21 protein-coding genes are annotated in these 20,083 nt (G+C 68.2%); 8 read left to right on the top strand and 13 right to left on the bottom strand.

What is annotated here, in order from left to right; genetic code table 11:
• Positions 1–456: 456 nt before the first annotated feature.
• Together ACWDO5_RS30075 and ACWDO5_RS30070 are read right to left on the bottom strand one after the other, a co-directional pair.
• The gene (locus tag ACWDO5_RS30075; protein WP_450533561.1) at positions 457–885 is read right to left on the bottom strand and encodes a VOC family protein; all 429 of its coding nucleotides are present in this window, start codon (positions 883–885) and stop codon (positions 457–459) included.
• 389 nt (positions 886–1,274) lie between these two features.
• Positions 1,275–1,979 (bottom strand): hypothetical protein, encoded by a 705-nt coding sequence (locus ACWDO5_RS30070; protein ID WP_450533560.1) that lies wholly within the window; start codon positions 1,977–1,979, stop codon positions 1,275–1,277.
• A 606-nt stretch (positions 1,980–2,585) separates the two neighbouring features.
• On the opposite strand from ACWDO5_RS30070, the gene ACWDO5_RS30065 reads away from it, so the two are divergent.
• On the top strand, positions 2,586–3,359 hold the full coding sequence (locus ACWDO5_RS30065) for a class I SAM-dependent methyltransferase (RefSeq protein ID WP_450533559.1): 774 nt from the start codon (positions 2,586–2,588) through the stop codon (positions 3,357–3,359).
• A 92-nt stretch (positions 3,360–3,451) separates the two neighbouring features.
• Here ACWDO5_RS30065 and ACWDO5_RS30060 read toward each other — a convergent pair whose 3' ends face one another.
• The 3 genes from ACWDO5_RS30060 to ACWDO5_RS30050 form a co-directional block, all read right to left on the bottom strand.
• Positions 3,452–3,940, bottom strand: a complete 489-nt coding sequence (locus tag ACWDO5_RS30060; RefSeq protein ID WP_450533558.1) for a hypothetical protein — start codon at positions 3,938–3,940, stop codon at positions 3,452–3,454.
• Positions 3,941–4,383: 443 nt separating this feature from the next.
• Entirely contained in the window at positions 4,384–4,866 is a 483-nt protein-coding gene (locus ACWDO5_RS30055) for a hypothetical protein (RefSeq protein ID WP_450533562.1), read from the bottom strand.
• An 84-nt stretch (positions 4,867–4,950) separates the two neighbouring features.
• Positions 4,951–5,727: a TnsA-like heteromeric transposase endonuclease subunit gene (locus ACWDO5_RS30050; protein WP_450533557.1), complete on the bottom strand. Its 777-nt coding sequence runs from the start codon at positions 5,725–5,727 to the stop codon at positions 4,951–4,953.
• Between the two features lie 254 nt (positions 5,728–5,981).
• On the opposite strand from ACWDO5_RS30050, the gene ACWDO5_RS30045 reads away from it, so the two are divergent.
• The 3 genes from ACWDO5_RS30045 (at position 5,982) to ACWDO5_RS30035 (ending at position 7,508) form a co-directional block, all read left to right on the top strand.
• Positions 5,982–6,422, top strand: coding sequence for a helix-turn-helix domain-containing protein (locus tag ACWDO5_RS30045; RefSeq protein ID WP_450533556.1), 441 nt, complete (start codon positions 5,982–5,984; stop codon positions 6,420–6,422).
• Between the two features lie 32 nt (positions 6,423–6,454).
• Complete coding sequence (locus ACWDO5_RS30040) at positions 6,455–7,021, top strand: hypothetical protein (protein WP_450533554.1); 567 nt, start codon at positions 6,455–6,457, stop codon at positions 7,019–7,021.
• Positions 7,022–7,172: 151 nt separating this feature from the next.
• A complete protein-coding gene (locus tag ACWDO5_RS30035; protein WP_450533553.1) occupies positions 7,173–7,508 on the top strand; it encodes a DUF2516 family protein in 336 nt (111 codons plus the stop codon).
• Between the two features lie 20 nt (positions 7,509–7,528).
• On the opposite strand, the gene ACWDO5_RS30030 is transcribed toward ACWDO5_RS30035, so the two are convergent.
• The 3 genes from ACWDO5_RS30030 to ACWDO5_RS30020 form a co-directional block, all read right to left on the bottom strand.
• Positions 7,529–8,767: a PP2C family protein-serine/threonine phosphatase gene (locus tag ACWDO5_RS30030; protein ID WP_450533552.1), complete on the bottom strand. Its 1,239-nt coding sequence runs from the start codon at positions 8,765–8,767 to the stop codon at positions 7,529–7,531.
• A gap of 250 nt (positions 8,768–9,017) precedes the next feature.
• Positions 9,018–10,076: an NlpC/P60 family protein gene (locus tag ACWDO5_RS30025; RefSeq protein WP_450533551.1), complete on the bottom strand. Its 1,059-nt coding sequence runs from the start codon at positions 10,074–10,076 to the stop codon at positions 9,018–9,020.
• 208 nt (positions 10,077–10,284) lie between these two features.
• Positions 10,285–11,067 carry a class I SAM-dependent methyltransferase gene (locus ACWDO5_RS30020; protein ID WP_450533550.1) on the bottom strand — a complete coding sequence of 261 codons (783 nt, stop codon included), beginning with the start codon at positions 11,065–11,067 and terminating at the stop codon, positions 10,285–10,287.
• A gap of 156 nt (positions 11,068–11,223) precedes the next feature.
• Between ACWDO5_RS30020 and mshA the strand changes: the two genes are divergently transcribed.
• From mshA to ACWDO5_RS30005, 3 genes are all read left to right on the top strand, one after another.
• On the top strand, positions 11,224–12,564 hold the full coding sequence (gene mshA, locus ACWDO5_RS30015; RefSeq protein ID WP_450533549.1) for a D-inositol-3-phosphate glycosyltransferase: 1,341 nt from the start codon (positions 11,224–11,226) through the stop codon (positions 12,562–12,564).
• Positions 12,557–13,072, top strand: coding sequence for a YbjN domain-containing protein (locus ACWDO5_RS30010; protein ID WP_450533548.1), 516 nt, complete (start codon positions 12,557–12,559; stop codon positions 13,070–13,072). The genes mshA and ACWDO5_RS30010 overlap by 8 nt, the downstream gene beginning before the upstream one ends.
• Positions 13,073–13,199: 127 nt before the next feature.
• Entirely contained in the window at positions 13,200–14,882 is a 1,683-nt protein-coding gene (locus ACWDO5_RS30005; protein ID WP_450533547.1) for a glycosyl hydrolase family 28-related protein, read from the top strand.
• A gap of 132 nt (positions 14,883–15,014) precedes the next feature.
• Here ACWDO5_RS30005 and ACWDO5_RS30000 read toward each other — a convergent pair whose 3' ends face one another.
• Positions 15,015–16,307, bottom strand: coding sequence for an MDR family MFS transporter (locus tag ACWDO5_RS30000; protein ID WP_450533546.1), 1,293 nt, complete (start codon positions 16,305–16,307; stop codon positions 15,015–15,017).
• A gap of 122 nt (positions 16,308–16,429) precedes the next feature.
• Here ACWDO5_RS30000 and ACWDO5_RS29995 point away from each other — a divergent pair, with 122 nt between their 5' ends.
• Positions 16,430–17,188: a phosphoglyceromutase gene (locus ACWDO5_RS29995; protein WP_450533545.1), complete on the top strand. Its 759-nt coding sequence runs from the start codon at positions 16,430–16,432 to the stop codon at positions 17,186–17,188.
• 88 nt (positions 17,189–17,276) lie between these two features.
• On the opposite strand, the gene ACWDO5_RS29990 is transcribed toward ACWDO5_RS29995, so the two are convergent.
• The 4 genes from ACWDO5_RS29990 to ACWDO5_RS29975 form a co-directional block, all read right to left on the bottom strand.
• The gene (locus tag ACWDO5_RS29990) at positions 17,277–17,456 is read right to left on the bottom strand and encodes a hypothetical protein (protein ID WP_450533544.1); all 180 of its coding nucleotides are present in this window, start codon (positions 17,454–17,456) and stop codon (positions 17,277–17,279) included.
• 475 nt (positions 17,457–17,931) lie between these two features.
• Positions 17,932–19,191 carry a tyrosine-type recombinase/integrase gene (locus ACWDO5_RS29985; RefSeq protein ID WP_450533543.1) on the bottom strand — a complete coding sequence of 420 codons (1,260 nt, stop codon included), beginning with the start codon at positions 19,189–19,191 and terminating at the stop codon, positions 17,932–17,934.
• Positions 19,191–19,385 (bottom strand): helix-turn-helix transcriptional regulator, encoded by a 195-nt coding sequence (locus ACWDO5_RS29980; protein WP_450533541.1) that lies wholly within the window; start codon positions 19,383–19,385, stop codon positions 19,191–19,193. The genes ACWDO5_RS29985 and ACWDO5_RS29980 overlap by 1 nt, the downstream gene beginning before the upstream one ends.
• A gap of 2 nt (positions 19,386–19,387) precedes the next feature.
• Positions 19,388–20,083: replication initiator (locus tag ACWDO5_RS29975; RefSeq protein WP_450533540.1), on the bottom strand; the 696-nt coding region annotated here is incomplete at its 5' end.

The following is a 20,083-nucleotide window of genomic DNA, read 5'->3' as shown; positions in this document are numbered from 1 at the left end:
TGGTTGTGTGGTAACTCCCATCTTCGCAGGTCAGCAGGCACCTCTCTTCATTTCTCTATCCACGGGACACGGGACAGTCGGTGGATCGAGGCTAAACCCATTAAGAGTCTCGATTGGCTGACAGGGCGACTGGCTTCACTGTCCAAGGACACCTGGGGTGAGGACAACGGAGCGTGATGGCCAGGTCCGGCCGTCGGGCAGGGTGTCACGCTGTCACGCCGGATCGGCCCCAGAGCCGGGGTTCGGGACCCTTCCGACACTCGAAAAGTTCAATACGGACATTCGGTGGGTGCTGTTGTCCCGTCTCAGATGATCTGGTCCCTGGTGATGCCTGTGACCTGCAGCGACCAGAAGAACTGAGACGCTGTGACGCTGGAAATCTCAGTGGATCTGATCCCGGAGGCACGGTTGCCCGGTGCCGTCTCAGTTGATCTGGGAGGACACGTTCGCGGCCCCTCAGTCGATACAGAACTCGTTGCCCTCGATGTCCTGCATCGGGATGCACGAATCATTGCCGTCATACAGCGTTCGCACGTGTACCGCGCCGAGCGGGACCAGTCGTGCGCACTCGGCCTCAAGTGCGGCGAGGCGCTCTTCACCCACGAGTCCGGTGCCAACCCGCACGTCAAGATGCAGCCGGTTCTTGGCGGCCTTCCCTTCGGGGACGCGCTGGAAGTACAGTCGCGGGCCCACGCCTGAGGGATCACTGCAGGCAAACCATGCGTCCTGCTTCTCAGGTGGCAGCGAGCTCTTGAAATCGTCCCAAGTGGCAAACCCCTCCGGTGGCGGCGGTACGACGTACCCCAACACCTCGCACCAGAAACGAGCGAGGCGCTCAGGTTCTGCGCAGTCGAAGGTGACTTGGAACTTCTTGATCGACATCATCGGGCCACCGTATTGGCGCGTGCTGCTCAGCGAAACCCCCCAGGGTGTCATCGCCGCGCAGGTCGAGGTCTCGCGTGACATGAGTACCGCCAACGGACCAGATCGCAGAGCGAATCGGACCAGATCACCTGAGACAGGGGCTAATTCGAATGAAACGGGACATCCCCCACCGCCGGGAGTGCGCCGACGCCGGTGACCCGTCTCAATGAACTTTGACCGATCTCACTGAACTTCGACCGCCCGCCGTTGGCCAGCTGGCTGCGGTCCGGGCCGCGGACCGACTTCCTGGTCCGGGCCCGGATGGTCGGTCAGGGTTGGTCGGGGGCAGCTCCGAACAGGGGGTCGAGCGGATCGCCCTCGTATCCGACAACGAGGGGGACCGGCAGAAGTCACCGAAGATCGTTTCCTGCGAGGAACCGATGGGCTGCCCGCAGACCTACCTCGTCCCTAGCCCACAGCCCCCACTCGGCCTGCCTCTCCTGCTGAAATAGTTCCGCGAACGTCCGCCACAGGTGTACTCGAAACCCGTCGGACTCCCACCACCACTCCGTGTTCCCGGAACCTTCTCGGATCAAAGACAGCCGTGAAGCCGCTTCCCTGACCCCTGCAGTGGACTGCCCTACCTTCGGCTCCACCACTGGGATCCAGCTCTCGCACTCCCAGTACAGTGCGTCCGCCTCGATCAAGGCGTCGGCGTCCGCGAACACGGCCACGTCTACGGCGAAGCGATACACCACCGCGCCGTCGCTCCGCAGCATCACGGAGTACGGGTGCGCCACCTCGTGGTCGATGAACTCCGCCAGCGGCCCGTGGTCCACGCTTTCCTCGTAGTACGGCCACGGCTCGAAACGAATCTCCTCCATGAACGACCAGGCCGAGGTGGGATAGACCAGCCCGCCGTAGCGGTCTTGGGCCTGCCGGAGCCTGGCGAGCGTCATCGTGGTGTCCACCTCGGGAAACGGCGCGAGCCGGGCGATGACCTCGGTGTCGTCCGGGTTGTCCTGCGCGGGGAAAGGAACGGTGCGGGCACGCGTAGCGAGGAAGCGCCGCCCCCTGTCCGTCAGCCGTCCCGGTGTGTTGAGGATGTGCTGCATCAGGTCATCATCTCCCCGCCGTTGAGGTCATCCCTTTGAGTGACACCACTCCTCTGTGGGGCACGGGGCTCCATGGCCGTTCCACGCTCGCAGTACAGGGGCGGAACGCGGTTGTTACGGTCAAGACATCCAGAGCAGATGCCTCGACTCGCCTGAGACTGCCCCGACTTCTGCGAGACAAGACAACATCCCCTGACGGTGATCGAACTTCGATGAGACGAACAGGCGGTCGTCGAACTTCGGTGAGGCGGGGCAGCTGAACGACCGCCCAAGTCTTGATGACCCGTCTCAATGAAGATGGGCCATCGCAACGCTGTGACCTGCGGTGGTTCAGATTGAGTGAGACGAGGCGAGGGCCGACGTCTTACTCAATCTGAGGCTTGAGCTCCGTGGGCAGGATGCCCCCGGCGCCCTGTGCAGGAGGCCGTCTGAAGGGGTGAGAACGGCGGCGTTCAGCTCCCGGCTTGCGAGCGGGTGAAGCTGTGGGTGCGGCCGATCGGGGTAAATCCGCGGCGGGCATACCAGGTGCGGGCCAGTCGTCCGGGTCGGCCGAGCCGGATCTAAATCGCTCGGCACGCCACTCAGAGAGAACTAATGTTCCACCCTATGGCAACCGCTTCCGATCTTCCCCCGCGTCTCGGCAGTCTGACCTTTCACGGACCGCTCTCCGAAGCCCGCGCCGGGCGCATCGTCGCGCGGCTCGCCGCCGTCTCGCCCTCCACCATCCTCGACATCGGCTGCGGCTGGGGCGAACTGCTGCTCCGCGTTCTGGAGTCCGTCCCGGGATCGACAGGCGTGGGCCTCGACATCAACGCCGAGGATCTGGCCAGGGGCAGGGACCTTGCGAAGGGGCGCGGACTGGCCGGACGGGTCGAATTCAGCGAGGAGTCGGCCCTTGGCACGGCACGCGGGCCCGTGGACGCGGTGCTCTGCCTGGGGGCTGGTCAGGCGCTGTGCGACCCCGAGCAGCCGTACGATCCCAGCGTCGTACTGCACGAGCTGCGCCGCTTGGTCCGCCCATGCGGACGTGTCGTCCTGGGCGAGGGCTTCTGGGATCGCGCCCCGACGGACGAGGAGCTCGCGGCTATGTGGCCCGGGGCGCACGCAGGAGACCACCTGCGGCTCGGACCGCTCGTCGACCTCGCTGTCGAGGCGGGCTTCCGGCCAGCCTGGATCGAGTCGGCGAGCTGTGAGGAGTGGGAGGAGTTCGAGTCCGGCTACCGCCACGACACAGAACTCTGGCTCGCCATGAACCCGGACCATCCACTCGCCGCCGAGACCCGCGAACGAGTCGACCGCCAGCGGTCGTCCTGGGCTGACGGCTACCGCAACATCCTTGGCATCACGTACTTGACCCTCGTCCCGGTTACCAGAACCTGAACGCTGCCGAAATCTGTGGGTGGAACGGGAGTATCAACTGAGCCCCGAGTTGTCAGCGTTGGGTGACGTCGCTGCCTCGATGGTGTCCGCGATTATGCGGAGTTGATGGATGAACCACGGCTTGGCGGTGGTGCGGAGGAACTCTCGTTGGGGAGCCGCCGGATGAATTCGGCGTGGAAGGCCCGGAAGTCCTCTTCAGCGCCGGAGAGTGCCAGGCGGCGCCAGTGCGGAGCTGCGTAGAACACCATGGCTTTAACGATCTCGGGATAGATCGCCGCGTAGCGCTTGGGATCCCACGGACGGACGGTGCGGGGCGCGCGGGGCTGGAGCCGGGCGAGCCGCTGTGTGAGGTCGCTGATCCGGTAGCCGTGCTGGAGGAGGGTGGTCCAGAAGCGGGAGGTCTGTTCGTAGCACGCGTTGATCACGTCGGGGCCGTAGCGGCGAAGGAGCCGGTGGTGGCGCTTCTGAGCGGCGACGATCTCCGGTAGATCGGCAAGGTCGAACTGGTTGGCGGGGGCTTCGACGGCCCGGCCGATCCAGAGGCGATGCGGGATGCAGACCTGGTCGTGGTGTTTCGACATCCAGACCATGACGCCTTGACCGGGGGTGCCGGTCCTGCGGGCGACACAGCGCCGGCACGCCCATCGGGGAGTTGCGGCAAAGGGACCCTGCGGGATGTTCCACGCCTGTCGCTCCCAGCGGGGGATCGCGTACCGGATCGAGGTCCGGGGCTGTCCGCTGAGGACGCTGAGCCGACCGACCGGATCCAGACGGGAGTACAGCCAGTGGGAGGGCCGCTGAAGGCGTTGGACGGGCATCGCGTTGGCCGTGGCGAGGCGGGCCAGGACGAGGCTTCGGTCTCCTGCGGGAAGGGCTTGAGCGGACGCGGCAGTGGGCGGAAGACGACGGCCTCGAATGGCCTGTTCACCCGGTTTCCCTGCCTGCGTCGGGCGGGGAGTCCGATTCGCTGTTGTGGTCGATCCGGGTGTTCCGCAGGGCGGCCTTGGTGATGCGCTCGCTGCCGTCAAGGATGGCGGAGATCGCCGCGGCCCGGATCAGATGGGAGAGGCTCCCGATCAAGCCGCCGGCGCTGGTGCAGGTATTTCGAGAGACCGGCCAGGGTGTCGGGCTTGTGACGGTGCAGGCGAAGGGTGCTCTCCAGCGAGGCGATCAGCGCCCGCCACTCGGTGTTGCGGGGGAAGGCACCGGTGCGGACCAGAATGCAGCGGCCTCCGAGCTGCTTGCCACGGATCCCGGTGAACAGCCCGGACTTCTCGACGTTGATGCCCGCATAGACGAAGGTCGCCGGCAGGTGCTCGGTGAAGTACTTCAGGTGATCGGAGAGATCCTCCCCCGCGGTGGTCGCGTGGTTGAGCAGGTGGATCTCGTCAACCAGGACCAGCTCGGTGCGGGCCTCGATCATCACCTGGCAGACGGCGCTGGTGACATCGATGGTGTTGTGCCGCGGGTTGATCACAGGCAGGCCCAGGAACCGGGCGAACTCCAGGGCGAGTTTGCGCGGAGAGCCCTTGGGCGGGGCGGTGATGTAGACGACGGGAATGCGGTCACTGCCGGGTCATAACGAACCCGGTCACCCAGCGACAGCAGCTTCGGACGCGTCGGCATCTCCACTCGCCTCCCCCGCGACTGCGGATGCCGGGCGAACCGTCGTCGCCGCCGACAACAGGCCGGCCTCCAAATCCACCACCAGCTCCCGACACCACACCAGATGGAAGAGCACCGGCAGCACGGAAATCGGATCGCCCACCGCACGAGCCCCGGCCAGCAGCCCCCGGGGACGGGTGAACACCGCCCGCAACCCCGCCGCCACCGGCTCGCGCCGCACCCGCGGATGCCGGTAGCCCGACAACCAGCGCAGATTCGCCGCCAACACCGGATCGAGCACACCAACCCGCTCGAAATCCCAGCCCACCACGGCGCAAGCCGCCGCCGTGGCCGCGAACTTCACGGCATCCTCGGGCTCGATCCGGTCATCAGGGCGCACATCCAGCACCAGGGCGGTGCCGTCCCGACGGCGCACGAAGTAGTCCGGCGTATGACTGACCCGCCGGGTGTGGTCACCAGGCCGCCATGAGAGCCGGAACGGCTGTGACGCGACGGCCACCACGTCCGGCTCGGAGTCCAGCCGCATCAGATGACCGAGTTCCACCCATGACTCGAAGCCCACCAACTCGCCACTGGTAACAGCCCAGTACCAGCCGGGAAAATTGCGCTGCCCCCGGTACGACGGGAACGTCCGTACCTGCCCGGCGACCTCGAAACGTGTCGACCACATCGCCTCAAACGGCCCGCTGTACAGCTCACCACGACCGTCGACGTACTCCAGCGAGAAGTCCTCAGGTTCCACCAGCCACCCCCACCCGGCGCTGACCACGTACGACGACCATAGGGAGCCGGGCACGGCAGTGGCTCAGAAAGGAGCGAGACGGATCGGTAGATGGCCCAGGTCGACCGGGACGCAAGACCAGATGACTCAGATAGACCGAGACTGGCCCATCTTCAGCGAGACAGGTCACGAGTCACAGCGGTAGCGCTGTGCCTTGGAACACTATTGCAAGCATGTGCTTGCAATAGTTAGCACGCTTGGTGCACCATCAAGGCATGGCATCACTCAACGTCGGCAATCTCGGCGAGTACCTGCGCGAGCAGCGGCGCACCGCGCAGCTCTCGCTCCGGCAGCTCGCCGACGCCGCCGGGGTGTCCAATCCGTATCTGAGCCAGATCGAGCGCGGGCTGCGCAAGCCGAGCGCGGAAGTGCTGCAGCAGGTCGCCAAGGCCCTGCGGATCTCCGCCGAGACGCTGTACGTGCGGGCCGGGATTCTCGACGAGCGGGAGCGGGACGAGCTGGAGACGCGCGCCGTCATCCTCGCCGACCCCTCGATCAACGAGCGGCAGAAGCAAGTGCTGCTGCAGATCTACGAGTCCTTCCGCAGGGAAAACGGCATAGATGTGAGCGGCACGGATGCACATGGAATGGATGCCGACGATGACGGCCCCCGCACGGCCGACGGCAGTGATGCCGACCAACCCCCCTCAGCCTGAATACCGACTTGCGATCCGGGAGGACCACAGTCATGGCCATCACCGATGACCTGCGTAAGACCCTCACCGACCCGACCCCCCTCTACTTCGCGGCCGGCACCGCCGACCTCGCCGTTCAGCAGGCGAAGAAGGTCCCCGCGCTGATCGAGCAGCTCAAGGCCGAGGCCCCGAGCCGTATCGACGCCGTACGCAACACCGACCCCAAGGCCGTCCAGGAGAAGGTGACCATCCAGGCCAGGGAGGCCCAGGCCACCGTGCAGGCCAAGGTCACCGAGGTGCTCGACACCTTCGACACCGATCTGAAGAAGCTGGGCGAGAGCGCTCAGGACCTGGCGCTGCGCAGCGTCGGCGTGGCCGCCGAGTACGCGGTCAAGGCCCGTGAGGCGTACGAGAAGGTCGCCGAGCACGGCGAGCAGACCGTGAGGGCGTGGCGCGGCGAGGCGGCCGACGAGATCGCCGAGATCGCCGTCGCCGTCGAGCCCGCGGCCGAGAAGGCGGAGCCGAAGACCGAGACCAAGAAGCCCGCTCCTCCGGCCGCCCGCAAGGCCACTCCGCCGCGCAAGCCCGTCGCGAAGAAGTCCACCCCGCCGGCCAAGTAGGCCAGTGCCAAGCAGGCCAGGGCTGGGTAGGAGCCTGCTGGGTAGGCCAGTACCGAGCGGACGGGCCGGGCACCTTTTGGGGTGCCCGGCGCGTTCTCCCGGTACCTTGGCCGCGAGGCGCTACGAAACCACTTCTTAGGCGGTGCTCAGCATGTTGCGTGCAGGATTCGACTTCGGTCTTTGGCTGATCCTCGACCTGGTCTTCCTCGTGTCCTCCGTGACCGCCCTGGTCATGGCTGCCCTGGCCCGCGAGGACGCCTACCGCGCCGCCGACAAGCAGAAGAAGTCCTTCTGGCTGATCATCCTGGGCGTCACGGTCGCGTTGAACCTGTTCGTCTCCGTGCTGTTCCTGTCGATCGCCGGGCTGATCGCCACGATCGTCTTCTTCGTGGACGTACGGCCCGCCCTCAAGCAGGTCTCCGGCGGCCGCCGGGGCGGCGGCTCCAGCAGCGACGGTCCGTACGGTCCGTACAACGGCGGCCGGTAGCCAGGCCCGGCGCGCTAGAACTAGCTCCGCGAACCGTTTCTGCTGAGCAGCAGCACGGCCACGTCGTCCGTCAGCTCCCCGCCGTTGAGCTCGCGCACCTCCGCGACCGCCGACTCCAGCAGCGCCTCGCCGTCCAGCCCCGCCGCCAGCTGCCGGTTGATCATCTCGACCATCCCGTCCTGGCCGAGCCGCTGCTTCGAGCCCGGCCCCAGACGGCCCTCGATCAGCCCGTCGGTGTACATCATCAGACTCCAGGCGCCGCCCAGCTCCACCTGGCGGCGCGGCCAGCGGGCCCGCGGCAGCAGGCCGAGCGCCGGGCCGCCGTCGTCGTACGGGAGCAGCTGCGCCGGCCGCCCGCGCCGGGCGATCAGCGGCGCGGGGTGGCCCGCCAGGCACAGGCCGGCCCGCCGGCCGTCCGGCGCGATGTCGACCGTGCAGAGCGTCGCGAAGATCTCCTCGTTCTCCCGCTCGTGCTCCAGGACCCGCTGGAGCGTGGAGAGCAGCTCGTCCCCGCAAAGGCCCGCGAACGTCAGGGCCCGCCAGGCGATGCGCAGCTCGACGCCGAGCGCCGCCTCGTCCGGGCCGTGCCCGCAGACGTCGCCGATCATCGCGTGAACCGTGCCGTCCGGGGTGCGGACCGTGTCGTAGAAGTCGCCGCCGAGCAGCGCCCGCGAGCGGCCCGGCCGGTAGCGCGCCGAGAACCGCAGATTCGAGCCCTCGAGCAGGGGGGTGGGCAGCAGCCCGCGCTCCAGGCGGGCGTTCTCCTGGGCGCGCAGCCGGGACTCGGCGAGTTTGACCTGGGTCACGTCGGCGCGCTTGCGCTCGACGGCGTAGCGGACGGCACGGCTCAGCAGCCGTTCGTCGAGCTCGTCGCGGAACAGATGGTCCTGGGCCCCCACGCGTACCGCCTCCGCGGCGCGCTCGGCGTCCCCCGATGTGGTCAGGGCGAGGACTGCGTGGCGCGGCGCGAGCCGCAGCACGTGCTTGAGCGGGGCGAGCTCCTCCTCGCCGGCGCCGGTCAGCGCCAGGTCGACGAGGATGCAGTGGACGTCGTCCGTGAGCAGCCGCTCCGCCTCGGTGAGATTGCGGGCGCTGCGGATACGCACCCGGGTCCCGGCCGCGTCGAGCAGCTCGGGGACGGTGAAGGTGCCCGCCGGGTCCTCCTCGATCACCAGGAGGGTGAGATCGCCGCCATTGGTGCTCCCATGGGCGGGGGCCGCGACGGAGGCGTTCCTCTGTCGCGGTACGGGTACGGGCATGTGACTGGTCTTCCTTCCCTCCCCCCGAGGGCGCGGTGGAGCGACGTTCGACGCCCCACCAGGACGAGGACACTAGCGTCACCGGCAGCGGAGCGGAATGGCGTAGGGCACGGCGTAGGGCACGGCGCACCGCAAAGAGTCACTGTCATATGCCGCGCATGGGGAGGTACTTGCCCCTTTGACCCTGCAGGCGGCCATGACGAACATCACCTGCAGGCGGCCATGACGAACGTCACTCGAGTCGTCTACGTCACTTGTCGGGACGTACGACCCCGAGAATCGCCATCGAGCCCGCGCCCGTAATCGTCACATTCCGCCCTGGTCGCGGGGCGTGCACGATCGCGCCGTCGCCGATGTACATCCCCACATGGCTGGCGTCCGCGTGGTAGATGATCAAGTCGCCCGGCCGCATGTCCTTGACGGCGATCCGGGGCAGCAGCCGCCACTGCTCCTGCGAGGTGCGCGGGATGCCGTGCCCCGCGGCGGCCCATGCCTGTGACGTAAGCCCCGAGCAGTCGTACGACCCCGGGCCCTCCGCGCCCCACACATACGGCTTGCCGATCTGCGCCGTCGCGAACCGGATCGCCTTCTTGCCCTGTGCGCTCGACTTGCCGTTGACGTCCTTGAGCACGCCGGAGCTCAGCCAGGCCGTCTGCGCGTTGTACTGCGCCTGCTGCTGGAGAAGGAGCAGCCGCTCGCGCTCGTCCTTCTCCAGCCGGTCCTCGATCTTCTTGGCCGCGGCGATCCGGTCGTTGATCTCCTTCTTGGCCTTGGCCTGCTTGACGCGGTTGGCTTCCAGCTTCTGCCAGTGGGCGCTCGCGTCCTTGGTGTACGACGCCAAGTCGGCCTGGGACCTGCTCAGTTCGCCCAGGAGGTCCTTGGTCGCCTTCTGGCCCTGCTGGATCCTGCCGGCCCCGTCCAGGAAGAGCTGCGGGTCGTCGGTGAGCATCAACTGCGCCTCGGGCGGCAGCCCGCCACTGCGGTACTGGGCGCGCGCGGCGGCGCCGGCGCGGTTCTTCAGCGCGTCGATACGGGCCTGGCCCTTCACGATCTCCTGCGCCAGCTTGACGATCTCGGCCGACTGCTTGTCGGCCTGCTCCTCGGCGAGGTTGTACGCGTCGGTCGCGGACGACGCCTTGCTGTAGAGCGCGTCGAGCTCGAGGCGTACCTCTTCCAGCGACTTCTTCGGCGCGCCCTGGCCGGTTGCCGGCGGCGGGTCGGGAGCCGCGAAGGCCTGGCCGGGTGACGCCAGCACGGTCAGTGCGCAGACCAAAGTGATCGCGGCAGTGGCACAGCGGCGTCGGTTCACGGCTTCCCCTCCGGCTTCCGGAACTCCGTACGAGTGCCGGAACACCTGAATATGATTAACCGTCAGTAACGTACGGTGGACGTCGCGATGGTGCCACGACGTCCGAAGAAGTGACAGGGTCTCTCGGCAGATAGCTGCCGATCGGCCGATCAATCCCACCCGTCAGTGACGAACAACGCGCCCGCCGCGTTCCCCCGTTCGCGCCTGTTCAGACGGAATTGGGTGCGAGTGCGGCCCAGTTCACGGTGACTTCCCCCTGCCGCCAGCGCCGCCGGCCGTCCGTCAGCGGCCAGTCGCCCGCCAGGTCTGTCACGGCTTTGATCCAGCGTTGCCGGGCGCCCAGCGAGGCGTACGGAGCCGCCGCCGCCCACGCCCGGTCGAAGTCCCGCAGGAAGGCGTGCACCGGCTCGCCCGGCACATTGCGGTGGATCAGTGCTTTGGGGAGGCGTTCCGCCAGATCTGACGGTCGTTCCAGCGAACCGAGCCGGGTCGCGAAGGTGACCGTCCGCGGCCCCTGTGGGCCAAGCGCCACCCAGACGTGCCGCCGCCCGATCTCGTCGCAGGTGCCCTCGACCAGCAGCCCGCCGGGTGCGAGGCGCGCGCAGAGCCGCGCCCAGACGGCGGCGACCTCGCCCTCGTCGTACTGCCGCAGCACATTGGCGGCCCGGATCAACGCCGGCCGCGCCGGCAGGGGGACCTCGAAGCCGCCGTGCCGGAAGCTGAGCCCCTCGCGCTCGTGCGGCTTCGCTGCCGCAACCCGCGCCGGGTCGATCTCGATGCCGACGACCTCGCAGCGGGGGTCGGCGGTGCGCAGCCGCTGGAGCAGTTCGAGGGCGGTCCAGGGGGCGGCGCCGTAGCCGAGATCGACGGCGACGGGCGCCTCGCCGCGGCGCAGTGCGGGGCCGTGGGTGGCCGCGATCCAGCGGTCCATGCGGCGCAGCCGGTTGGGGTTGGTCGTCCCGCGGGTCGCGGTGCCTACGGGGCGGGTCATGGAAGCGAGGGTATGCGTTCGCGACACGGCGGCCGGAAGGTAATGATTTGGCAAAGCGGCGGGGCGCGGGAAATGGAAGGGATGAGTCCGCTGTTGTCAGCGGGTGGAGGGCTGCTTCCGCAGTTTGCCGTGCCCGGATCGAGGAGGACCTTCGACGTGAGCCAGTACGTCTCCCGCCTCGGCAGCGGTCTGGTGGCTCCACGCATCAGGTTCCCCGGTGGCAACCGCAAGCCGCGCCGGATCGCCATGCTCAGCGTCCACACCTCCCCGCTGCACCAGCCGGGGACGGGCGACGCGGGTGGCATGAACGTCTACATCGTCGAACTCGCCAAGCGCCTCGCCGCCATCAACATCGAGGTCGAGATCTTCACGCGGGCGACCGCCGGCGGGCTGCCGCCGGTCGTGGAGCTGGCTCCCGGCGTACTCGTACGCCATGTCGACGCCGGGCCCTACGAAGGCCTCGCCAAGGAGGAGCTCCCCGCCCAGCTGTGCGCCTTCACGCACGGCGTGATGCAGGCGTGGGCCGGCCACCGTCCCGGCCACTACGACCTGGTCCACTCCCACTACTGGCTCTCCGGCCATGTCGGCTGGCTGGGGGCCGAGCGGTGGGGCGTCCCGCTCGTGCACGCCATGCACACCATGGCCAAGGTCAAGAACGCCGCGCTCGCCGAGGGCGACACCCCCGAGCCGGCGTCCCGCGTCATCGGCGAGACGCAGATCGTCAGCGCCGCGGACCGGCTGATCGCCAACACCGCGGAGGAGGCCGACGAGCTCGTCCGCTTCTACGACGCCGATCCGGCGAAGGTCGCCGTCGTGCACCCCGGCGTGAACCTGGACCGCTTCCGGCCGGCTGACGGGCGCGCCGCCGCGCGGGCCCGGCTCGGTGTGCCCCAGGACGCCTTCGTGCCCCTCTTCGCGGGCCGCATCCAGCCCCTGAAGGCCCCTGACATCCTGCTCCGCGCGGTCTCGCTGCTCGTGGAGAGGGACCCTTCGCTGCGCTCGCGGCTCTTCGTGCCGATAGTCGGCGGCCCCAGCGGCAGCGGCCTCGCCAAGCCGGAGGGCCTGCAGAAGCTGGCCGCCCGCCTCGGCATCGCGGACCTCGTCCACTTCCAGCCGCCGGTCCGCCAGGACCGGCTCGCGGACTGGTTCCGGGCCGCGTCCACGCTGGTCATGCCCTCGTACAGCGAATCCTTCGGCCTGGTGGCGATAGAGGCGCAGGCGACCGGCACGCCCGTGGTGGCGGCCGCCGTCGGAGGCCTTCCGGTGGCGGTACGCGACGAGCTGACCGGCATCCTGGTCCCGGGCCACAACCCGGCGGACTATGCGTCCGCCCTGCAGCGCCTCCTCGCCGACCCGGCGCTCGCCGCCCGCATGGGCGCGGCGGCCGCCCGGCACGCCGAGTCCTTCGGCTGGGACACGGCGGCGTCGGCGACGGCGGACGTCTACACAGCGGCGATGTACGAACACCGCCGCCGGGTACGCTCGCACCATGGCTGACGTACAGCAGGCAGCGGTACAGCAGGCCGCGCAGGTCATCGAGCGCACCCTCAAGGACGCAGAGCTCGACTGGGAGAGCCCGGAACCCGGCTCGTACGTGGTCAAACTCCCCGGCACCCGCAAGCTGTCGACGACCTGCTCGCTGCTTGTCGGCAAGCACTCGCTGTCCATCAACGCCTTTGTGATCCGCCACCCGGACGAGAACGACGCGGCGGTCCACCGCTGGCTGCTGGAGCGCAACCTCCGCCTGTACGGGGTGAGTTACGCGATCGACCGGCTCGGCGACATTTACCTGGTCGGCAGGCTCCCGCTGTCCGTGATCACCCCGGAGGAAGTGGACCGCCTGCTGGGCACGGTCCTTGAGGCGGCGGACGGCCCCTTCAACACACTGCTGGAGCTGGGCTTCGCGAGCGCGATCCGCAAGGAGTACGCGTGGCGGGTGTCGCGGGGCGAGTCGACGCGGAACCTGGACGCGTTCACACATCTGACTGAGCGCCCGGCCAACTGACGCGGATTCAGGCCCCGGTCGCCTTACGGTTCCCTACTGCGCGACCCCTTCCGTGCGTCGCGGGCTCGTGGCATGCTCGCCGCCGACGCACACCTGAACGTAGTTCACATCCATGGAAGGCGGGCTCATGGAGATCGGTCAACACGCCATCAGCAGACGGAGTCTGCTCGGCAGTGCCACAGCCGTCGCGACGGCCTGCGTCGCGGGCGGCATCACCGGCGTCGAAACCGCGGTCGCCGGTGAGAGGAAAGCCACCTCCCCCCTGTGGCAAGAGTTCCGCCGCGCGCCCTACAACCACCCCCAGATCCCGTACGTGGGACGGGCCGGACAGCGAGGCGGTGCCAAGAACTTCCCCCGCCGGCCCGTCGTCGCCAACGTCCTTGCGTACGGGGCGAAACCGGACGGCTCCGCCGACGCCGCCCCCGCGATCAACCGTGCCGTCGCCGCTGTCGGCGAACGCGGCGGCGGCACGGTCCACATACCCGCCGGCACCTACCGCATCGACGACGTCATCCGCATCGGCCACAGCAACGTCGTCGTCCGCGGCGCCGGCAGCGCCCGCACCACGCTGTACGCCACAAAGAATCTCACCGAGCTCATCGGCCCGTACGGCAGCCGCTACGGCGGCGACAAGTCCTCCTGGTCCTGGTCCGGCGGCCTCATCTGGCTCTGCCCGCAGGCTCGTTGGAACAGCCTCACCGACGCCATCAAGGCCAAGGCCTGGCCCTTCGAGGGCTGGACCGGCAACAAGCGCGACGAGTGGCGCACCCTGGCCACCGTCCGGCCCGCGAGCCGCGGCGACTGGTCCGTCACCGTCCCCGACGCTTCCCAGCTCCACTGCGGCCGGCTCGTCATGCTCCGCCTCGCCGACGACGCCGACCACACCCTGCTCGAGCACATGGCGGGCGGCGGCGCGGGCCCCGAGGCGTATGCCTGGGACGACAAGACCAAGCTGACCTCGTACGTCCCCTACGAATGGCCCGTCCGCATCACAGCCGTCAAGCGGAACACGGTCACCTTCGAGCGGCCGCTGCCGCTCGACGTACGACCCGAATGGGACCCGAGAATCACCACCCTCGTCACCCCGCTCACCGGCTCCGGGGTCGAAGCGCTCACCCTCGAAGCCGTCGAGACCCCGCAGTCCCAGCACCTCCTCGACAAGGGGTACAACGGCGTCACCTTCCAGTGCGCGTACGACTGCTGGGCCGACGACATCACCGTGCGCCACGTCGACAACGGCTTCGGCCTTGTCGCCGCCTCCGCCTGCACACTGCGCCGCACCCGCGTCGAGGGCCGTGGCTCGCACCACCCGTACTTCTGCCGCGAGGGCTCGCACGACAACCTCATCGAGGACTTCACCATCGCGCAGCGCACCGTCGCGGCGCCCGCGAACACACAGCTCCACGGCATCAATGCGGAAGGCCTGTCCAGCTACAACGTCTGGTCGCACGGCCGGATGGAGATGGGGACCTTCGACACCCACCGAGGGATGCCGTTCGCGAACGTCCGCACCGAGATCACCGTGAACAACAACGGCCGCCACGGCGGCGACGCCTCCGCCGGCCCTCTCTACGGCGCTCGCTTCACCCACTGGAATGTGACGGTCACCAATGAGCGCGCCGGACTGATCAAGATCGACGGGATCGCCCCGTACAGCGCGACCGTGGCCATCTCCACGGTCCGCGAGTTCGACCAGATCGACGTCCCGGACTTCAAGGGGAGCCTCAACTCCCGCCTGGAGGCGTACGGCGCACCCGGCGCCGTACACCCCCGCAATCTGTACGAGGCCCAGCGGGCGCTGCGCACCTGAGCGATCCGAGCGACCGGATGGACTTCGCCGAGGCCAACCAGTGGGTGTCCTACGGGATGGCGGGCGCGCTGGCGGTGGCGTTCGTATGCTCGCTGCTGCACCCGGGGACGCGGGTGCAGCAGGAGGCGGCGCCTACTGAACGGCAGCCGGCGGAGTGACCGTGTCCCGCACCGGCTCGTCCTCGGCCGCCATGTCCTTGCCCGCCACGTCCTCGTCGTCCGCAGGCAGCCCGCGCATCAGCAGCCAGTACCCGAGCCCGGCGACTGTCCCCAGCACCGCGCACATGCCCCACAGCCACTGGGCGCCGAACCGGTCGATGACAAAGCCGGCCAGCAGCGGGGCGACCAGCGCCGCCACCGACCAGGACATGGTGTACATGCCCTGGTAGCGGCCGCGGGCGTGCAGCGGCGACAGCCGCACCACAAGTCCGGTCTGGGTGGGCGCATTGACGATCTCGGCCAGCGTCCAGACACAGACGGTCAGCGCGTACACGGCGATCGACCCGGCGAAGGCGGTGAGCCCGAAGCCATACCCAGCGAGCAGCGAGGAGATGATCAGCAGCCGGCGCGGATCGCGGTGCTCGATGAAGCGGGTGACCGGGATCTGCAGGGCGACGATCAGCACGCCGTTGACGGCGATCGCCATGCCGAAGTCCGAGCTGGAGAAGCCGTCCGCGCCCATCGCCAGCGGCATTCCGACATACCCCTGCATAAAGATCAGCGCGATGAGGAACGAAAGCCCGACGACGCTCATGAACCGCCCGTCGCGCAGTACGGTCCCCATGCCGATCTCCGGCTCCGCGGGCCCCGCCGCCGTCGCCTTCGCCTGCTCGGGCCGCGACTCCGGGAGCTTGACGAAGACGACGACCGCGCAGATCAGCGTCATCGCGGCCTCGCCAAGGAAGCCTGTGAGATAGCTGTACTCGGCGATGAAGCCCGCGGCCACCGACGAGACGGCGAACCCCAGGTTGATCGCCCAGTAGTTGAGCGAGAAGGCCCGCACCCGGTCCTCTGGCCTGACGATGTCGGCCATCATCGCCTGCACGGCGGGCCGGGAGGCGTTGCTCGCCATGCCCACCACAAAGGCGACGGCCGCGATGGCGAGGGGCTGCTGCATGAAGCCGAGGACGGCCACCGAGGCGGCCGTCGAACTCTGCGCGATCAGGAGGGTCGGCCGCCGCCCGAGCCGGTCGGCCATCACGCCCGCGCCGAGCGAGGAGACGACGCCGCCGAGCCCGTGGAGGGCGACCACCAGTCCCGCGTAGGAGGCCGAGTAGCCCCGGTCCGCAGTCAGATAGAGCACCATGAAAGTGGCGACAAAAGCCCCAAGTCGGTTGACCAGAGTGCTCGTCCACAGCCACCAGAACTCACGGGGGAGCCCCGAGACGCTCTTTCTCGCGGCACGCCTCAGACCGGCGACTGACATACGGATTCCCCCGGGGTGTAAGTGGCTTGGCAGGTATCCGCAAGTTACATACGCCGGAGCCCCGGCCGCCAGTCAATAGACGCGGCCGTCAACCGCCGGCCGCGTCTATTAGGCTCGGACACATGGCCGACGCACCGTACAAGCTGATCCTCCTCCGCCACGGCGAGAGCGAATGGAACGCGAAGAATCTGTTCACCGGCTGGGTGGACGTCAACCTGACGGAGAAGGGCGAGAAGGAGGCAGTCCGCGGCGGTGAGCTGCTGAAGGACGTCGGCCTGCTCCCCGACGTACTGCACACCTCGCTGCAGAAGCGCGCCATCCGCACGGCGCAGCTGGCGTTGGAGGCCGCGGACCGCCACTGGATCCCGGTCCACCGCTCCTGGCGGCTGAACGAGCGTCACTACGGCGCGCTGCAGGGCAAGGACAAGGCACAGACCCTGGCCGAGTTCGGCGAGGAGCAGTTCATGCTGTGGCGCCGTTCCTACGACGTCCCGCCGCCGCCCCTCGAGGACGGCGCGGAGTTCTCGCAGAGCGACGACCCGCGCTACGCGACGATCCCGAGCGAGCTGCGCCCGCGCACCGAGTGCCTCAAGGACGTTGTCGAGCGGATGCTGCCGTACTGGTACGACGGCATCGTCCCGGACCTGCTGACCGGCCGCACGGTCCTGGTCGCCGCCCACGGCAACAGTCTGCGCGGACTGGTCAAGCACCTCGACGGCATCTCGGACGCCGACATCACGGGCCTGAACATTCCCACCGGCATCCCGCTGGCCTACGAGCTCGACGGGGACTTCAACCCGCTCAAGCCTGGCGGCACCTACCTCGACCCGGACGCCGCGGCGGCGGCGATCGAGGCGGTCAAGAACCAGGGCAAGAAGTAGCTTCAACCGCTGGAAGGCCCTCCACCTGCGGGTTTCCCGCCGGTGGAGGGCTTCTCGTTGTCTATGGGCCGTGACGGGGCCGTGTGAGCTACTCGTGCTGTCCGCCCTCAAGTCTCAGCCGCACGTCGACGGCGACGACGGACGTCGCGAGAGCAGCCGCCCACTCGGGGACTCCAGCCCAGACGCTGACCGCACCGATGACGAAGCCGACCAGGACGAGCGGCATCTCGCGGATCGAGAGATAGACAGCAAGGCGGGTGCGTACCATGGGGTACCTCCACGGGTGTTAGGTGCTCTGTGCAACCGGAATATGTAGCGCACCGAGGAGAAGAGAGCCGCCCCCTTGGCCGGGGCGGCTCTCCTAGTCTCGGTGCATTCCAAAGTATCGGGCGCTTTTGGTCTTTCTGCAAACAGGTCGCGGAAGTCGTGGGGTTGTGCTGTAATCCGCGCGCCCGATCGCGCCGGATTCATGGCCTTGAGCATTGGTGGCCCGTTCCCCTGTCAGGCCCCCAAGGGGTTGCGGTATCGGTCGCAGCCTTCGTCGTCTGACGGGGCGACTGCCCCACTCCGCAGAGCCATCCACCCTCTGACCTGGGGTGAGGGTTCACGTTTGGTGAATCCACTTTGCTGGATCGGTGTTGCTTTTTTCGAGTCGAAGCTATCTGCCCTGCAAGGATATTGCTGGATGTTAATTGTCTGCGGTGATTATTCAGGGGCAATTATTCATCGCCATTATTGGACCGTCACCCATTTGGGTGACGGTCATCCTTATTGCGCGAGACTGGATAAAGACTCGCGATCGCAGATCGTGTTCGTTCGCGGCTGCTCGGCATGAGGTGGGCGTAGACGCGAAGCGTCAGGCCGGGGTCAGCGTGTCCCAGGTACTCGGCCAGAGCTTTGATGTTCTCGCCAGCGTCGAGCAGCACTGACGCGTAGAAGTGCCGCAGGGCATGCATGCCATGTTCGCGTGCGGAGGCGTGGCTCCTTGTCCCCTCTTGGCGCTGCGGGATGACTTCAGCGGCGGCGAGCGCAGGCTTCCACTGGTCGCTGTTGAACTGGTTCCGCCAGACGTGGTTGCCCATGGGTGCGGTGAAGAGCAGCTCATGCGTCGCCATGGGGCCGCGGGCTGTCTTCCACGGCAGCGTGATGCCGACGGGCGGGAACCGCTTCATATGGGCGCGCAGCGCGTCGCCGACTGGGGCAGGCAAGGGGACGTCCCGGAGCTTGCCGCCCTTGGGCGGGGCAAAGACGGGCTTGCTGCGGCTCAGCTTGAGTTGCCGGACGACGTGCACCGTGTCGTTCTCGAAGTCGATCGCGTCCACAGCGAGCCCCAGAATCTCGCCCTGCCGGAGCCCGCAACCGGCGCCGAGGTCGACCAGTGCCTGGTAGCGCTCAGGCAGCGCGGCCTGTACGGCGAAGACACGATCAGCCGTCCAAGGAACGACCCGCTTGGTGTCGACCGTCGGTGCCTTGACGGACCGCGCTGCACACGGATTCTTGGCGAGCAAGGTGTCATCCACGGCAGCGTTAAGCACGCTCCGGACGTTTGAGTAGATGACCCTCGCGTACGAGCCGACCACGCCGGCCGCTTCGAGCTGCCCCACCCAGTCGCGAATGTGCGCAGGCTGGAAGGATCCGAGAGGGCGGGATCCGATGTACGGGAAGGCGTGGAGCCTGAGCTGTGACTCCATGGAGAAGCCAGTGTTCGGGTCCGCCCCGTGATGGCTGAGCCACTTCTCGGCGTACTGCTGGAACGTGGTGCGGCTCGCCCTGGGGTCGATGTACTGGCCGCGCGACATGTCGGCCTCGATGTGCGCGAGCCACTGGTCAGCGAGCCGCTTCTGTCGGTCGGGGAAGCTCTTGGACTTCTCCGTGCCGTCCGGACCGACGTAGCGGGCGCGGTAGCGCAGGCCGGTGCCATAGCGGTCGCTCTTGATCTTGCGCGTCTTGCCGTCCGCGCCGGTCTCGGTCCTGTACCAGCGGTCTTGGATGTGCCCGGCCATCAGGCGGCAGCCCCTTCCATGAGGGACTCGACCCAGGCGCGTACATCGGCGGGGTCGTAGCGCAGGTGGCGGCCGACGCGGAAGCCCCGAGGACCAGTGCGCTTGCGGCGCCATTGGTAGACGGTTTCGATGGGCACGCCGAGGAGATCGGCGACGTCGATCGGTGTCAGGTACCGGTCGGGCAGAGCGCGCATGATCACCACTCCTTCTCGTCGGGCAGCGCGGCGAGGGCTTCGCGGGCGGTTTCGCGGTTGAGCTGGATGTCGCGGGCGATGGTGGCGGCGAGGGCGGATTCGCCGGGGGTGTGGCCGTGCCCGGCGTACTGCCAGGAGGCGAGGACGAGCACGGTGTCGGGGTCGTCCACGGCCTCTTGTTCCTGGGCGGCGCGGTAGTCGGCGCGGATCTGGCGCAGCGCGCCGAGGGTGGTGGAGTAGCGGCGGGATTTGGTTGAGAAGTGGCCGCGGAAGCCGAGCATGTGGGCCCAGGCCGCGAGCTTGCGGTCCGGATAGAGCGGCGCGAGGTCGAGGCAGGCCTTGATGAGCCGCCGGGGGTGGTCGGGTACGTCGAGCAGGTCGAGGACTTCCCGGTTCCCGATCCGGCGGTCAAGGCTGCCGGTCGATTCGGCCGCTTTGGTGGCGTACTTGGCGACGTAGGAGGCGACCGCCTGCTCGGTGATGTCGTTGCCGTCGTCAAAGGCGCGGACGGGCCGGATGTCGAGCTGACTACCCCAGCGAAAAGGCCGGCACGGCTGGTCCCCGGCGGCAGGCACCGTGATGGTGGTGTACGAGTGGGCGACAGCGGCGCGGATCGAGTCGGTGAGCACGGCGACCGTGGCCCAGGAGGGCGGCGGGGAGTCGGGCCCGTCCGGTCCGTCGAGGCGGATCACGGCGTG

This window comes from Streptomyces sp. NPDC000880 (assembly GCF_053599675.1).
The sequence above is the reverse complement of the archived record's forward strand: the minus strand, read 5'-3'. Positions and strand labels throughout refer to the sequence as shown.

Coding starts and splice junctions, on each gene's coding strand:
- ACWDO5_RS30070 (WP_450533560.1), bottom strand. CDS start 1,979: ATGCAGCACATCCTCAACACACCGGGACGGCTGACGGACAGGGGGCGG.
- ACWDO5_RS30000 (WP_450533546.1), bottom strand. CDS start 16,307: ATGTCAGTCGCCGGTCTGAGGCGTGCCGCGAGAAAGAGCGTCTCGGGG.
- ACWDO5_RS30035 (WP_450533553.1), top strand. CDS start 7,173: ATGTTGCGTGCAGGATTCGACTTCGGTCTTTGGCTGATCCTCGACCTG.
- ACWDO5_RS30010 (WP_450533548.1), top strand. CDS start 12,557: ATGGCTGACGTACAGCAGGCAGCGGTACAGCAGGCCGCGCAGGTCATC.
- ACWDO5_RS30040 (WP_450533554.1), top strand. CDS start 6,455: ATGGCCATCACCGATGACCTGCGTAAGACCCTCACCGACCCGACCCCC.
- ACWDO5_RS30075 (WP_450533561.1), bottom strand. CDS start 885: ATGATGTCGATCAAGAAGTTCCAAGTCACCTTCGACTGCGCAGAACCT.
- ACWDO5_RS29995 (WP_450533545.1), top strand. CDS start 16,430: ATGGCCGACGCACCGTACAAGCTGATCCTCCTCCGCCACGGCGAGAGC.
- ACWDO5_RS29985 (WP_450533543.1), bottom strand. CDS start 19,191: ATGGCCGGGCACATCCAAGACCGCTGGTACAGGACCGAGACCGGCGCG.
- ACWDO5_RS30060 (WP_450533558.1), bottom strand. CDS start 3,940: ATGTCGAAACACCACGACCAGGTCTGCATCCCGCATCGCCTCTGGATC.
- ACWDO5_RS30005 (WP_450533547.1), top strand. CDS start 13,200: ATGGAGATCGGTCAACACGCCATCAGCAGACGGAGTCTGCTCGGCAGT.
- ACWDO5_RS30030 (WP_450533552.1), bottom strand. CDS start 8,767: ATGCCCGTACCCGTACCGCGACAGAGGAACGCCTCCGTCGCGGCCCCC.
- ACWDO5_RS30065 (WP_450533559.1), top strand. CDS start 2,586: ATGGCAACCGCTTCCGATCTTCCCCCGCGTCTCGGCAGTCTGACCTTT.
- ACWDO5_RS29980 (WP_450533541.1), bottom strand. CDS start 19,385: ATGCGCGCTCTGCCCGACCGGTACCTGACACCGATCGACGTCGCCGAT.
- ACWDO5_RS30045 (WP_450533556.1), top strand. CDS start 5,982: ATGGCATCACTCAACGTCGGCAATCTCGGCGAGTACCTGCGCGAGCAG.
- ACWDO5_RS30020 (WP_450533550.1), bottom strand. CDS start 11,067: ATGACCCGCCCCGTAGGCACCGCGACCCGCGGGACGACCAACCCCAAC.
- ACWDO5_RS29990 (WP_450533544.1), bottom strand. CDS start 17,456: ATGGTACGCACCCGCCTTGCTGTCTATCTCTCGATCCGCGAGATGCCG.